General features: G+C 70.3%; 9 protein-coding genes. 3 read left to right on the top strand and 6 right to left on the bottom strand.

Annotated elements, in window-relative coordinates; all coding sequences use genetic code 11:
• Nucleotides 1-5: 5 nt before the first annotated feature.
• The 4 genes from ASG32_RS17710 to ASG32_RS17695 all read right to left on the bottom strand — a co-directional run bounded on the left by ASG32_RS17710 (nt 6) and on the right by ASG32_RS17695 (nt 5,201).
• Nucleotides 6-1,235, bottom strand: a complete 1,230-nt coding sequence (locus tag ASG32_RS17710; RefSeq protein WP_056528687.1) for a Re/Si-specific NAD(P)(+) transhydrogenase subunit alpha — start codon at nt 1,233-1,235, stop codon at nt 6-8.
• 207 nt (nt 1,236-1,442) lie between these two features.
• Nucleotides 1,443-1,736: an aa3-type cytochrome c oxidase subunit IV gene (locus tag ASG32_RS17705; protein WP_020092004.1), complete on the bottom strand. Its 294-nt coding sequence runs from the start codon at nt 1,734-1,736 to the stop codon at nt 1,443-1,445.
• Nucleotides 1,737-1,858: 122 nt separating this feature from the next.
• Complete coding sequence (locus ASG32_RS17700) at nt 1,859-3,220, bottom strand: AarF/ABC1/UbiB kinase family protein (RefSeq protein ID WP_056528674.1); 1,362 nt, start codon at nt 3,218-3,220, stop codon at nt 1,859-1,861.
• Nucleotides 3,221-3,329: 109 nt separating this feature from the next.
• Nucleotides 3,330-5,201 carry a M3 family oligoendopeptidase gene (locus tag ASG32_RS17695; RefSeq protein ID WP_056528669.1) on the bottom strand — a complete coding sequence of 624 codons (1,872 nt, stop codon included), beginning with the start codon at nt 5,199-5,201 and terminating at the stop codon, nt 3,330-3,332.
• A gap of 250 nt (nt 5,202-5,451) precedes the next feature.
• Here ASG32_RS17695 and ASG32_RS17690 point away from each other — a divergent pair, with 250 nt between their 5' ends.
• From ASG32_RS17690 to ASG32_RS17680, 3 genes are all read left to right on the top strand, one after another.
• Nucleotides 5,452-6,936, top strand: coding sequence for a sigma-54 dependent transcriptional regulator (locus tag ASG32_RS17690; RefSeq protein WP_020092001.1), 1,485 nt, complete (start codon nt 5,452-5,454; stop codon nt 6,934-6,936).
• A gap of 246 nt (nt 6,937-7,182) precedes the next feature.
• Nucleotides 7,183-9,201 carry a L,D-transpeptidase family protein gene (locus tag ASG32_RS17685; protein ID WP_056528666.1) on the top strand — a complete coding sequence of 673 codons (2,019 nt, stop codon included), beginning with the start codon at nt 7,183-7,185 and terminating at the stop codon, nt 9,199-9,201.
• 142 nt (nt 9,202-9,343) lie between these two features.
• Complete coding sequence (locus ASG32_RS17680; RefSeq protein WP_082557927.1) at nt 9,344-10,858, top strand: DUF882 domain-containing protein; 1,515 nt, start codon at nt 9,344-9,346, stop codon at nt 10,856-10,858.
• A gap of 82 nt (nt 10,859-10,940) precedes the next feature.
• On the opposite strand, the gene ASG32_RS17675 is transcribed toward ASG32_RS17680, so the two are convergent.
• The gene (locus ASG32_RS17675; RefSeq protein WP_020091998.1) at nt 10,941-11,192 is read right to left on the bottom strand and encodes a hypothetical protein; all 252 of its coding nucleotides are present in this window, start codon (nt 11,190-11,192) and stop codon (nt 10,941-10,943) included.
• A gap of 192 nt (nt 11,193-11,384) precedes the next feature.
• Nucleotides 11,385-14,075: a pyruvate, phosphate dikinase gene (gene ppdK / locus ASG32_RS17670; RefSeq protein ID WP_056528663.1), complete on the bottom strand. Its 2,691-nt coding sequence runs from the start codon at nt 14,073-14,075 to the stop codon at nt 11,385-11,387.
• Nucleotides 14,076-14,157: the final 82 nt, after the last annotated feature.

Here is a 14,157-nt window from a genome sequence, read left to right as displayed (position 1 = left end):
AGGCTTCACTGCGCGCCCGCCGGGGTGGCCGCACCGGACGCCTTGCTGGCCTCCGACTTGGCCAGCCCCACGGAGGCGGCTTCCGAGGCTGCGCCATCGGTCTTGGGCTGGAAGGATGCGTGGACGACCGAGCCGTCTCGGGTGAGGTTCGTGGCCTTCACCAGCTCGTCGTCCCAGTTGATGGCCAGCGCTTTCGACTCCTTGTCGATCAGGGTCTCGACGAAGGCGTAGAGGTTGCGCGCGTAGAGGCTCGACGAGGTGGCGGCGAGCCGCCCCGGCACGTTGACATGGCCGACGATCTTCACGCCGCGATCGTTCGTGACGACCTCACCGGCCTTGGCGCCGGCGACGTTGCCACCGCGCTCCACCGCGAGATCGACGAGGACCGAACCGGGCTTCATCGACGCCACCATCTCTTCGGAGACGAGCTTCGGCGCCGGCCGGCCCGGGATCAGCGCGGTGGTGATGACGATGTCCTGCTTGGCGATGTGGCCCTTGACCAGCTCCGCCTGCTTCTTCTGGTACTCGGCCGACATCTCCTTGGCGTAACCGCCGGCCGTCTCGGCCTGCTTGAATTCGTCGTCCTCAACGGCGACGAATTTGGCGCCGAGCGATTCGACCTGCTCCTTGGTGGCGGGCCGGACGTCGGTGGCGGTGACGACCGCGCCGAGCCGGCGGGCTGTCGCGATGGCCTGGAGGCCGGCCACGCCGACGCCCATGACGAAGACGCGGGCGGCCGGCACGGTGCCGGCGGCGGTCATCATCATCGGCATGGCCCGCCCGTACTCGGCGGCGCCGTCGACGACCGCGCGGTAGCCGGCGAGATTCGCCTGCGAGGACAGGACGTCCATCACCTGCGCGCGGGTGATGCGGGGCATCAGCTCCATGGCGAAGCCGTCGATCCCCGCCTCGGCCATCGCCTTGAGGGCGTCCTCGTTGCCGTAGGGGTCCATGATCGCGATCACGGTGGCGCCGCGCTTCAGCTGCGGCAGCTCCTCGGCGCTCGGGCGCCGGACCTTGAGCACGAGGTCGGCATCCCCGGCAGCATCCGCGGTGCTCCCAGCGATGCTGGCGCCGGCGGCCTCGTACTCGGAGTCCAGAATTCCGGCCTTCTGACCGGCCCCGGACTGCACCACGACGTCGGCACCGAGAGTCTTGAACTTCTTGACGGTCTCAGGAACCGCGGCGACGCGCGGCTCCGCGGAGTCCGTCTCGGACAGCACAGCAATGCGCATGCGAGGGTTCCCCTGGAAAAGCTCGGCCTTTCGAATGCGCGAACCGGCGCAGCTTTTCGAGAGGCGGATCTACGATACCGCGATGGATGCGGCCGGAATGTAACTTGCGCCCAATTTAATTGCCAACAATGTGTCAGCGTCCCGCTCGGCGAACGCGAGCGGGTTCGTCATCCGCGGCGACGCTCGACGCCGCCGCCCACGGCCCTCTCAGGCGAAGAACAGGTAGAGGACCAGGAGAATGCCGACGACCAGCGGGGCCTTCCACCCCACGGCCGGCGCGAGGGCGCCCACCGCGCCCGCGGCTCCGGAGGCGATCACGCCGACGATGGCCAGCAGCCACGCCTCGCGGATCCCGCCGATGGCGAGGGCCAGCACCCAGCAGATGACGACGCCAGTGGCGATTTCGACGAACCGGACAAATCCGCGATAGGTCTGCTCGTGCGTCGTCGCGTCCATCGCCGGGCTGTAGGTGTGCCCGGCCACCGTGTCACTCTCGGCCATCGTGCGCTCGTTTCCCTAAGACGCGACTTCTTGCGGTCGCGGTCGGATGTAGCTCAAGCGTTTACCTGCCGCAATCGGACGCACGCAAGTTGATCGCTCTCCCGGTGGATCTTCGCGTCGAATCAGGCCGGTTTCGGCAGACCGGCTTCGGTGAGTGCCCGGCCCTGGCGTTTCGTGAGTTCGTCCAGCGAGAAATGCTCGATCTCGGCCTCGAACAACCGGTGGTAGTTGAGCTCAGATCTAAGGTGGAGGAACACGGCGCCCAGCCCTACGGCCGCGCGATCCATGAAGACGAATTCCTGCGGGACAGTCACGGGCCCGCGCTCCTTCAGGGCCTGATGGACCTGGAAGGCCTGTCGGCGACCGTACTCCCCCGGCTTCACGCCGTCGGCGACGGTGCGGGTACGGTCTTCGAGCAGCGGCCCGTAGATGAAGCGGGCCCAGATGTTCAGGATCTCGATCTTCTCCTTGTCGAGATCCTTGAATCCCCAGACCTCGTAGGCGTGGACGATGCGGGCATCGTCGTTCTCCAACAGGCCGCGGTAGAGATCCACGACGCCGCCGACGAAGCGCGGATGGAAGATCCGGACGCAGCCGTAGTCCAGCAGGTTGATTCCCGCGGCCTCGCCGGCGTCCGAGAACACGGTGTAATTGCCCAGATGGGGGTCGCCGTGGATCACCGCTGCCCGGCTGAACGGGTGCCACCACGCCTTGAACATCGCCTGGGCGATCCGGTTGCGCACCTCGACCGGCTCGTCGGCGAAGCCCAGGATCTTGTCCCCGTCGAGCCAGCCGAGCGTGAGCAGACGCTTCGTCGAGAGCTCCGGAAAGACGCGCGGCACGCGCACCACCGCGATGTCCTTCAGCACGGCCCCGTAGAGCGCCGCGTGCTTGGCCTCGCGCTCGTAGTCGAGCTCCTCGCGCACCCGGGCGCCGATCTCCTTCGCGATCTCGCGCGTGTCGAGCCACGTGTTCATCCGGCGGTGCAGCGCGAACGCGACCTCCAGCTGCTTCAGGTCGGCCTCAACGGCCGATTGCATGTCCGGGTACTGGAGCTTGCAGGCGAGCCGTTCGCCGTCCTTGGTGGTCGCGCGATGGACTTGGCCCAGCGAGGCCGCCGCCGCGGGTTTGAGGTCGAAGCTGCCGAAGCGCTCCTGCCAGCCGGCGCCGAGCTCCGACTGCATCCGGCGCCGGACGAAGGCCGCGCCCATCGGCGGGGCGTCCGCCTGAAGCTTCTGCAACTCGGTCGCGTATTCGGGCGGGAGCAGGTCCGGAACGGTGGCCAGCAGCTGGGCCACCTTCATGATCGGGCCCTTCAGGCCGCCCAGCGCCTGCGCCAGGGCGGCGGCGTTGGTGGTGCCCTCCTTTCCGAACAGCCGTGCCACGGCCATCCGGGCGGCGACGCCGCCGACGTTGGCGCCCACGCTGGCGTAGCGCCCGGCGCGGGCGGAGAAGCGGTTGGCTTCGCGGTCGGTCTCGGCCATCACTCGATCTGCTTGTCTGACGATGATGCGCAGATAAGCCGCCCCCGGCCGCGAACCAGGGGCGTGGGTCCCTGCGCCGCGGGGGGCGACGGGGTCCGCGGCGCTCGGCTCAGGCCTGTCCTTCCATACTCTCGAGCTCGACGATCATGCTCTCGATCATGCCGAGCCCGATCTGCCAGAAGCCCGGGTCCTTGGCGTCGAGGCCGAAGGGCGCGAGCAGCTCGCCGTAGGGTTTCGAGCCGCCGGCCGCGAGCAACGCGAAGTAGCGGTCCACGAAGCCGTCCTCCGCCCGGGCGTAGACGCCGTAGAGCGAGTTCACCAGGCAGTCGCCGAACGCGTACGCGTAGACGTAGAACGGCGAGTGGATGAAGTGCGGGATGTAGGCCCAGAACGGCTCGTAGCCGGAATCCAGCGTGATCGCCGGACCGAGCGATTCTGCCTGGACGGACAGCCACAGCGCGTTGATCTGATCGGTGGTCAGCTCACCCTTGGTGCGGGCGAGATGGACCTTCCGCTCGAACGAGTAGAAGGCGATCTGGCGCACCACCGTGTTGATCATGTCCTCGACCTTGGCGGCGAGCATGGCCCGGCGCTGGGTCGTGTCCGTGGTCGCGGCGAGGAGCCGACGGAAGGTCAGCATCTCGCCGAAGACGCTCGCCGTCTCGGCCAGCGTCAGGGGCGTCGGCGCCATGAGGGCGCCGTTCGGCCCGGCGAGCACCTGGTGGACGCCGTGGCCCAGCTCGTGCGCCAGCGTCATCACGTCCCGCGGCTTGCCCTGGTAATTGACCAGCACATAGGGGTGGACAGAGGGCACGGTCGGATGCGCGAAGGCGCCCGGCGCCTTGCCGGGACGGGTCGGCGCGTCGATCCAGCGCTCGTCGAAGAAGCGCCGCGCGATCCCCGCCATCTTCGGCGAGAAGGCGTCGTAGGCGGACAGCACCGTGTCGCGGGCCTCCGTCCACGGGATCGTGCGCTGCTCGACGCGGGGCAGCGGCGCGTTGCGGTCCCAGTAGGGCAGCGCCTCCTGCCCGAACCACTTCGCCTTGAGCGTGTAGTAGCGGTGGGACAGGCGGGGATAGGCCGCCCGCACGGCGTCGACGAGGGCTTCCACCACCTCGGGCTCGACCCGGTTCGACAGGTGGCGCGCGTCCGCGACGTCCTTGAACCCGCGCCAGCGGTCGCTGATCTCCTTGTCCTTCGCCAGCGTGTTGGTGATGAGCGTGAACACCCGCAGCTGACCGCGCAGGACCGCGCTGATCGCGCCGGCCGCCTCCTTGCGGACCGCGCCGTCCGGATCCTGAAGCTTGTTGAGCGTCGGCTCCAGCGGCATCTCCTCGCCCTGCACGGTGAAGCGCAGCGCGGCGATCGTTTCGTTGAACAGCCGGTCCCAGGCGGCGTTCGACGTGACCGACTTCTCGAGGAACAGCTTCTCGGTGCGATCGTCGAGCTGGTGCGGCTTCTCCCGCCGCAGGTCCTCGATCCACGGGGCGTAGTGGGCGAGCGGCCCTTCGGCCATCGCGGCGTTCATGGCCGTATCGTCGACGCGGTTCAGCTCCAGGGCGAAGAAGAGGAGATCCGCCGAGGCGCTGGTCAGCCGCTCGCGGGTGTCGCCGTAGAACTTGGCGCACGCCTCGTCGGTGGTGTCGCCGGAATAGACGAGACCTGCGAAGGACATGAGCCTGCCCAGCAGGTCCTCGATGCCCTCGTAGGCGCGCACCGCCTCGGCCAGCCGCGCGGACGCGTCCGGGCCCGCGGCGAGCTCCGCGATCCGGCCGGCGTAGGTCTCGGAGAAGCGGCGGCACTCCTCCTCAGCGCGGGTCATGTCGCCGGAGAAGTTCGGATCATCGAGGCCGGAATAGAGATCCGTGAGGTCCCATTCCGGAAGATGGCCGAGGTCGGCAGCCTTCGCGGCGGCGCGCGCGGCACTCACGCCCTCCGGCAGGCGGACAGTCACCGGCGAGGCGGTGTGGCTCGGCATCATGGTGTGCGATCCTCTCCAAGGGCTCCGGCCCCGTACCCTGATATCGAGCGTGCCGCCACGCGTTCAACGCGGAGGGACCGTCGGACCGGCGCGCGATCGGTGACGACGCGGCGCAAACGTCGTTAAGCGGCACTTTACGACTGTCGGTCACCCTACGGCTCGAAACGAAACAGTCGCCGAATCGGAAGGCCGCGACCGGGTCGAGCCCGCGTCGCGTGTCCGGCCTTCGCGCGCCGTTCAGGGAGCCGCCATGTCCGCCACCGTGCTCATCGTGGATGACGATCCGGTCCAGCGGCGCCTGGCCGAGGCGGCCGTGCGCCGCTTCGGCTTCGAGGCGCGGATCGCCGAGACCGGTGCGGACGCGCTGACCCTGCTGCGATCCGAGGGTGCGGATGTCGTGCTCCTCGACCTCGTGATGCCGGGGCTCGACGGGCTCGGTGTCCTGGCCGAGATGCGCAAGAGCGGCCTCGCCACGCCGGTCATCGTCCAGACCTCCAACGGCTCCATCGACACGGTGGTCAGCGCCATGCGGGCCGGCGCCGTGGATTTCGTGGTCAAACCGGCGGGCGCGGAGCGGCTCCAGGTCTCGATCAAGAATGCCCTGCGGGTCGACACGCTCGAGGAGGAGGTGCGCCGCATGCGCCGCCGCGCCTCCGGGGCGCTCACCTTCAAGGATCTCACCTCGAAGAGCCCCGACATGGAGCGGGTGATCCGCCTCGCCGAGCGGGCGGCGAAGTCGAACATCCCCGTTCTGATCGAGGGCGAGTCCGGTGTCGGCAAGGAGGTCCTGGCCCGGGCGATCCAGGGGTCCGGCGACCGGCGCGGCAAGCCCTTCGTGACCGTCAATTGCGGGGCGATCCCGGAGAACCTGGTGGAATCCACCCTGTTCGGCCACGAGAAGGGGGCGTTCACCGGCGCCACCGAGAAGCACGCCGGCAAGTTCGTCGAGGCCTCGGGCGGGACCTTGTTTCTGGACGAGATCGGCGAGTTGCCCCTCGACGCACAGGTGAAACTGCTCCGGGCCCTCCAGGAGGGCGAGGTCGATCCCGTCGGCGGCAAGCGCTCGGTGCGGGTGGACATCCGGCTCGTCTCGGCGACGAACCGGTCGCTGCTCGACCTCGTGAAGCAGGGCAAGTTCCGCGAGGATCTCTACTACCGCCTGAACGTCTTCCCGATGACGCTGCCGCCCCTGCGGGCGCGCCGCGAGGACATCCCGGATCTCGTCCGCTCGTTCTGCGCGCGGTTCTCGGCCGAGGAAGGCAAGCGCGTGCGGGCGATCAGCCCGGAGGCCATGGCCCTGCTCACGCGCTATCCCTGGCCGGGCAACGTCCGGCAGCTGGAGAACGCCCTGTTCCGCGCCGTCGTGCTGGCGGACGGCGACGAGCTGACCGTCTCCGAATTCCCCCAGATCGCCGCGCAGGTCGAGGGCTTCGACGTGCGGATCCCGGCAGCACCGGTCCAGCCGCAGATGCCGGCCTACGCCCCCGAACCGGTGCGGGAGATCGTCCGCGTCGAGGTCCGCGACCCGCACGCCATGTCGCTCGTCGCCGAGGAGACCGGCGAGATGAAGCCGATGGACGTCCTGGAGGCGGAGATCATCCGCTTCGCGCTCCAGTTCTACCGGCAGCGGATGTCCGAGGTCTCGCGCCGCCTCGGCATCGGACGCTCCACCCTCTACCGCAAGCTCAAGGATCTGGGGCTGGAGGAGGACGATAAAACCGAGGACGCGGCCTGATCGAGCGCGGCGTGCGCTAGCGCACCGCGCGCATTCGTTTCGGCCACGGTCGCTGAAATTCTCGGCCCTGCTACGTCGCGCCGGCAGATGATTGAGCGGATCGTAAGCTGAGCAGCATTAGAAATGACACATTCACCTGCAGGACCGAGCCTCTATTCGCGATAACTGCGGTTGCTCAAAGCCACGCTTGCGCGGATAATCACAATCTGAGCGTGCGGTCCTGCCGCCGCGCCCCGGGAGATCACGATGCGCGTCCCGCGCTCCAGCCTCATCGCGCTGGCCGCCCTTCTCGGCGGCACGCTGGCCCCGGCCGGCTCCCTCCGCGCCGCGACGGTCGCGCTGGACCAGCCGGCCACCGATATCCCCGCCTCCCCGCCCGTCGCCTTGCCGGCGCCGCCCGCGCAGGCGGACACGTCCGCGCCCGCCGCAGCGGCCCTTCCCGACTACAAGCCGGAGGCGCCGGCGGCCGAGCCGGCCCCGGCTCCCGCCGCGGCGGCTCCGGTCGCCCCGACGGACCCGCTCGGCGCCGCGGTCTTCGCCCGGTTCGCGGATGCCGCGCCCCTGCTGCTGCGCCTCACCGGCAAGGACCGGGACGCGATCCGGAGCTTCTACGAGGCCCGCGGCTTCAAGCCGATCTGGATCTCCGGCGGGGCCTGGACCGACGCCGCGAAGGCGGTCTCGGCGCGGTTGGCGGCCGCCGCCGAGGACGGTCTCGACCCCCGCGCCTACACGGTCCCGACGCTCGCCGATAACCCGGACGAGAAGGCGGTCGCCGACGCCGATCTGCGCCTGTCCGCGGCGGCGGTTCTCTACGCCCGGGACGCCCGCGGCGGCCGGATCAACCTGGCCTCGATCTCGCGGCTGATCACCCCGCACCTCGATCTCCCGGCCGGCAACGACGTCCTGGCGAAGCTCGACGAGGCCGGCGCGAAGGCCGGCGAGGCGCTGCAGGCCTACAACCCGGCGACTCAGGGCTACCTCGCGCTGAAGGCGCGGCTCGCCGCCCTGCGGGGACCCGCGCCGACCGCGGTGAAGCCGCTGCGCCTCCCGGCCGGACCGGCTCTCCGCGTCGGCATGCGCGATCCCCGCGTCCCGCTGCTGCGGGCGCATTTCGACCTGGAGAGCCGTCCTGCGGCGACCCTGGACAAGGGGCCGGGCGAGCCGGAGGAGTACGACCCCGTCGTCGCCGACGCGGTGGCGAAGTTTCAGCGCGGCCGCGGCCTGCCGGGGAACGGCGTCCTGAACGTCCAGACGGTGCTGGCCCTCGCCGATGCGGGCCGCGCCGCGCGCCCGACGGGCGGAGAGGCCGAACTCATCGTCAACATGGAGCGGTGGCGCTGGCTCCCCGGCGATCTGGGGCCGGATTACATCCTCGTCAACGTGCCGGAATATCGCCTGCGCGCCTACCGGGGCGGTGTGATGCGCGACGAGGCGCGGGTCATCGTCGGCAAGCCGGAATCGCGCACGCCGCTGTTCTCCGGGATGATGGAGTACGCGGTCGTCAACCCGTCCTGGTACGTCCCGCCGTCGATTCTGAAGACGATGGCGCCGAAGCTCGCCGGCTACGGCGGCAAGACCTGGGGCGGCTACGAGGTCGTCCGTCGCGGCGGGCACATCTCGCTGCGCCAGCCCCCGGGGGAGCGCAATGCGCTCGGCTTCATCAAGTTCATGTTCCCGAACCAGCACGCGGTCTACCTGCACGACACGCCGAACCGCTCGCTGTTCTCCGCCGCGAAGCGCGATTTCAGCCACGGCTGCGTCCGCGTCGACGACCCGTTCCGCCTCGCCGACGCGGTGCTGCCGAACTGGTCCGCGGATCGGCTGAAGAAGCTGATCGGCAAGGGCGAGCGCACCATCCGGCTGCCGGAGAAGCTGCCGGTCCACCTCGCCTACTTCACCGCCTTCGTGGACGACGGCGGCGCCTACCGCACCCTGCCGGATCTCTACGGCTACGACGCGCCGATGCGCGCGGCCCTCGGGCTGCCCGGCGGCGGCGGGCCGGCGATCGCGCGGCTCCCGGACGAGCCGCCACGGCGCAAGGCCGAGCGCGCCCCGAAGCCGCCCGCGCCCCGGACCGTCCATCGCCGCGCGCCCGAGCGGCCGGTCGCGGATGCCGACGCGTGGCCGGGCGGGCGCTACGAGGAGGCGGAGACGCCGCGCCGCGCCCAGCGTCGCGCCGCCCGTGCCGACAGCGCGCCGGAATACGGCGAGCCCGGCCTCTGGACGCCCGCGCCGCAGCAGGCGGCGCCGCGCGGGTGGTGGTAGCCCACCCGCGCCACCAGCAACTTTCAGGTGCGCGGCCGCACAGCCGGGCACGATTTCGCCACGGTCGAGCCTTAGCCGTTTCGGTCGCGAACCCGGTTCAACAGGCGTCGGGTCAGGCTGTCGGGAGAGGATCAGGACCGTCGTGCCCAGTCTCCCGCGCGCCCTTCGCCACGTCACCCTCGCCCTGTCCGGCCTCGCGCTCGGACTGATCGCCGGGACGGCCGAGACCGAGGACGCGGTCGCCAACGGCGACACCCGCTCCCTGTCGATCTACCACACCCACACGCAGGAGAGCGCGACCATCACGTTCAAGCGCGATGGTCGCTACGACCGCGCGGCCCTCGAGCAGCTGAACTGGCTCCTGCGCGACTGGCGGGTCAACGAGCCGACCAAGATGGACCCGCGGTTGTTCGATACGGTCTGGGAGGCCTATCGCCAGGTCGGGGCGACGCAGCCGATCCACGTCGTGTCGGCCTACCGCTCCCCGGGCACCAACGCGATGCTGCGCCGCCGCTCCAGGATGGTGGCCGAGTACAGCCAGCACATGCTCGGCAAGGCGATGGACTTCTTCCTGCCGGACGTGTCGATCGACCGGATCCGGGAGGTCGGCCTCCGGATGCAGCGGGGCGGCGTCGGCTGGTACCCCCATGCCGGAACGCCCTTCGTGCACCTCGACGTGGGTTCGGTGCGGATGTGGCCGCGCATGACCCACGACCAGCTCGCCCGCCTGTTCCCGGACGGCAAGACCGTCCTGCTCCCGAGCGACAACCGCCCCTTCCCCCGCTACGAGGAGGCCAAGGCCGAGATCCTGGCCCGCGGCGGTACCGTGGCGGGCCTCACGACGCAGATGGCCAGCGGCGAGGAGGAGGACGGGCCCGGCCTGTTCGGCTTCCTGGCCAGCCTGTTCGGCGGCGGGCGGTCGGCACCGGAGCCCGCGCCGGCGCCGGCTCCGGTGGAGACGGCGCGGAAATCGCGGCGCGCGCCCGTCGTCGCCGTGGCGAGCGCCGATCCGCAGGATGCGGCGGGCGCGCGCGCGGCCCTCGCCTACGCGGCGCCCGCGGCCGACGACGCCCTGCGCGGCTCGCTCGCCGAGCGGGCACAGGCGAAAGGTGCCGAGACCAAGCCCTCCGACACCAGGCCCGCCGACGCCAAGGCGCTCCTGACCGCCAGTCAGCCGGTCGCCGTCGACGATACCGTGACCGCCGTCACGGCACCGCTCCCGCCGCGGCGCCCCGCCGATATGGCCGCCGTCGCGGCGAGCCTGAACATGCCCCTGCCGCCGCCCCGCCCTGTGCAGTTCGCGGCGCTGGAGCGCGGGATGGCCAACCTCGCGCCGGCGGCCGAGATCCGCGCCCTCGACAAGCCGGCGGCGGCGGTTCCGGCTCGCGCCCGCTCCCTCGTGGCTCCGGACGCGGATGCCAAGGCGCAACTGCGCGCCCTGTTCGACTCCGTATCGGCCGGCCCGGGCGCTGCCCCGGCGAGCCGCGCCACGCCCGTGCACGTGGCCGCCACGCGCCTGCGCGGTGCCGCGCCCGACGCGGTGGTCGGCGCCGCGCCCGATCGGGTCACCACGCGCTTCAGTCCACGCAGCCCCGGCGACGATCTGCCGACCCGTTTCACCGGCTCGGCCGCGCGGGCCGTGTCTGGGGCGCGGTGATTCGACCGTCGTCGTCAGGACGTCCGCATCGGAGCCGCGCACCGGACCGCGCCGCCCGAGGCGGTCGGCACCGGGATCGCGCTCAGCGGAGCGGCTTGGACAGGTTGACCGCCAGCGCGCCGACCAGCGTGGTCGCGTAGCTGTCTTCCTGCGTCGCCGAGATGCGCTCCGCCTCGCTGCCGCTGTTGGCCGCGACCGACATCATCAGCATCACGGCCGTGACGACACCGCCGAGACCGGCGACGAGAGCGAGATAGGCGCGAACGGCGACGCTCGGGACAGCCGCGACCGCTTCGGTCTCGGCGAGGCACAGCGGCGATGGGCTGTGGGACATGGTGGCGGCCGCTTCTGACGGGCGATGCTGAACCCGACGCGGGCCGATTAGGCGCACGTCCGGCGTACCCGCTCAATCCAAGAACGCCTCAAAAAGAGGCGAGTTCGACCGAAAGGCGAATTTTTCCACTGATCCTCATACGGACGGTTGATAGCCGAAAGGGGGACATGCTCGGCGTCCCCCGGACCGGTCTCAGCCTTCCTTGCCGGCGACCTTGCCGAGCGCCGCCTGGGCGGCCGCCAGCCGGGCAATCGGCACCCGGTAGGGCGAGCAGGACACGTAATCGAGTCCCACCTCCTGGCAGAAGCCGATCGAGGCGGGGTCGCCGCCGTGCTCGCCGCAGATGCCGAGCTTGATGTCCGGGCGCGTCTTGCGGCCGCGCTCGACGCCGATGCGCACCAGCTCGCCCACGCCTTCCTGGTCGATCGTGATGAACGGGTCGGCCGGCAGGATGCCCTTCTGGGTGTAGGGGCCCAGGAAGGTGGCGGCGTCGTCGCGGGAGATGCCCAGCGCCGTCTGGGTGAGGTCGTTGGTGCCGAAGGAGAAGAACTCCGCGGTCTCGGCGATCTCGTTGGCCTTGAGGGCCGCGCGCGGCAGCTCGATCATCGTGCCGACCTGATAGTCGAGGGTCGCGCCCTTCTCCTCGGCCACGGCCTTCGCCATGGCGTCGATCCGGGCCTTCACGATGTCGAACTCGGCGCGGGTGAAGACCAGCGGCACCATCACTTCGGGCGTCACCGCCTTGCCGGTATCGGCGGCCGCCTGGACCGCGGCCTCGAAGATCGCGCGGGCCTGCATCTCGGCGATCTCCGGGAAGGCGATCGCGAGGCGGCAGCCGCGGAAGCCGAGCATCGGGTTGTGCTCGGACAGCTCGCGCGTCCGGTGCCGGATCTTCTCCTCGGAAACGCCCGTCGCCTTCACGACCTCGGCGACCTCGGCGTCGGTGTGCGGCAGGAACTCGTGCAGCGGCGGGTCGAGGAGGCGGATCGTGACCGGCAGGCCGGACATGATCGTGAACAGCTCCAGGAAGTCCTGGCGCTGGTAGGGCAGGATCTTCGCCAGCGCCGCGCGCCGGCCCTCGGCGTCGTCGGCGAGGATCATCTCGCGGACCGCGATGATGCGGTCACCCTCGAAGAACATGTGCTCGGTGCGGCAGAGGCCGATGCCCTCGGCGCCGAAGTTGCGCGCGGTCCGGGCGTCGGTCGGTGTGTCGGCGTTGGCGCGGACCTTCATGCCGCGGATCGCGTCGGCCCACTCCATCAGGGTGGCGAAGTCGCCCGACAGCTCGGGCTCCAGCATCTTCACCTCGCCCTGGATCACCTGGCCCGTGGACCCGTCGATGGTGATCCGGTCGCCGGCCTTCAGCGTCGTGCCGCCGACCGTCAGGGTCTGCGCCTTGTAGTCGATCCGGATCGAGCCGACGCCGGAGACGCAGGGCTTGCCCATGCCGCGGGCCACCACGGCCGCGTGGCTGGTCATGCCGCCGCGGGTGGTGAGGATGCCCTCGGCGGCGTGCATGCCGTGGATGTCCTCGGGCGAGGTCTCGATCCGCACCAGGATGCACTTGCGCTCGGCCTTGCGGTGCGCCTCCGCGTCCTCGGAGTTGAACACGATCTCGCCGGTCGCCGCGCCGGGCGAGGCCGGCAGGCCGGAGGCGATGACCTTGCGGTCGGCCTTCGGGTCGATGGTCGGGTGCAGGAGTTGGTCGAGGGCGCCGGGCTCGACGCGGCCGATCGCCTCCTCGCGGGAGATCAGCCCCTCGCCCGCCAGATCAACGGCGATGCGCAGGGCGGCCTTGGCCGTGCGCTTGCCGTTGCGGGTCTGGAGCATCCAGAGCTTCCCCTTCTCGATGGTGAATTCCATGTCCTGCATGTCGCGGTAGTGCGACTCCAGGATCCCGTAGATCCGGGTCAGCTCCGCGAAGCTCTCGGGCATGGCCTTCTCCATGGAAGGCTTGTCGCTCTCCGCTTCTTCCCGCGCCTTCTCGGTGATGTTCTGCGGGGTGCGGATGCCCGCCACGACATCCTCGCCCTGCGCGTTGATCAGGAACTCGCCGTAGAGCGCCTTCTCACCGGTGGAGGGGTTGCGGGTGAAGGCGACGCCGGTGGCCGACGTGTCGCCCATGTTGCCGAACACCATGGCCTGCACGTTAACGGCCGTGCCCCAGCTCTCCGGGATGTTGTTCAGCTCCCGGTACTTCTTCGCGCGGGGGATCATCCACGAATTGAACACGGCGCCGATCGCGCCCCAGAGTTGGTCGTCCGCGCCCTGCGGGAAGTCCGAGCCGTGCTCGTCGCGCACGATCTTCTTGTAGGTCTGGATGAGGGTCTTCCAGTCGCCGGCGCCGAGCTCGGTGTCGAGGTCGAAGCCCTTGCCCTCCTTGTACTGCTCCAGCGCCTCCTCGAAGGCGTGGTGCTCAACGCCGAGCACCACGTTCGAGTACATCGTGATGAACCGGCGGTACGAATCGTAGGCGAAGCGCTCGTCGTCGGCCTCCTTGGCGAGGGCCAGGACGGTCTCGTCGTTGAGGCCGAGATTGAGGACCGTGTCCATCATGCCGGGCATCGAGGCGCGCGCACCCGAGCGGACCGACACGAGCAGCGGGTTCGTCGCGTCGCCGAACTTGCGGCCGGTGAGCTTGCCCACCTGGGCGAGCGCTTCCGCGACCTGATCCTTGAGCTCCGGCGGATAGGATTTGCCGTGATCGTAGAAGTAGGTGCAGACCTCGGTGGTGATCGTGAAGCCCGGCGGGACCGGCAGACCCAGGTTGGACATCTCGGCGAGGTTGGCGCCCTTGCCGCCGAGCAGGTCGCGCATCTGCGACTTGCCCTCCGCCTTGCCGTCGCCGAAGGCGTAGACCCACTTCGCGCTGCCGGTCGCCATGTCGATCCCGTCCGTATCTGGTGCCCGGCGCCGGCCGAGCTGATGGGCGGGGTTGGACCATCCCGCAGCGCAACGCAAGATG

The organism is Methylobacterium sp. Leaf361, from assembly GCF_001424445.1.
In the GTDB taxonomy this organism is placed as follows: Bacteria; Pseudomonadota; Alphaproteobacteria; order Rhizobiales; family Beijerinckiaceae; genus Methylobacterium.
The sequence above is the reverse complement of the archived record's forward strand: the minus strand, read 5'-3'. Positions and strand labels throughout refer to the sequence as shown.

What these genes read in the sequence shown, in the direction of transcription:
- ASG32_RS17705 (WP_020092004.1), bottom strand. Translation starts at nt 1,736, where the DNA reads ATGGCCGAGAGTGACACGGTGGCCGGGCACACCTACAGCCCGGCGATG.
- ASG32_RS17710 (WP_056528687.1), bottom strand. Translation starts at nt 1,235, where the DNA reads ATGCGCATTGCTGTGCTGTCCGAGACGGACTCCGCGGAGCCGCGCGTC.
- ASG32_RS17685 (WP_056528666.1), top strand. Translation starts at nt 7,183, where the DNA reads ATGCGCGTCCCGCGCTCCAGCCTCATCGCGCTGGCCGCCCTTCTCGGC.
- ASG32_RS17700 (WP_056528674.1), bottom strand. Translation starts at nt 3,220, where the DNA reads ATGGCCGAGACCGACCGCGAAGCCAACCGCTTCTCCGCCCGCGCCGGG.
- ppdK (WP_056528663.1), bottom strand. Translation starts at nt 14,075, where the DNA reads ATGGCGACCGGCAGCGCGAAGTGGGTCTACGCCTTCGGCGACGGCAAG.
- ASG32_RS17675 (WP_020091998.1), bottom strand. Translation starts at nt 11,192, where the DNA reads ATGTCCCACAGCCCATCGCCGCTGTGCCTCGCCGAGACCGAAGCGGTC.
- ASG32_RS17690 (WP_020092001.1), top strand. Translation starts at nt 5,452, where the DNA reads ATGTCCGCCACCGTGCTCATCGTGGATGACGATCCGGTCCAGCGGCGC.
- ASG32_RS17695 (WP_056528669.1), bottom strand. Translation starts at nt 5,201, where the DNA reads ATGATGCCGAGCCACACCGCCTCGCCGGTGACTGTCCGCCTGCCGGAG.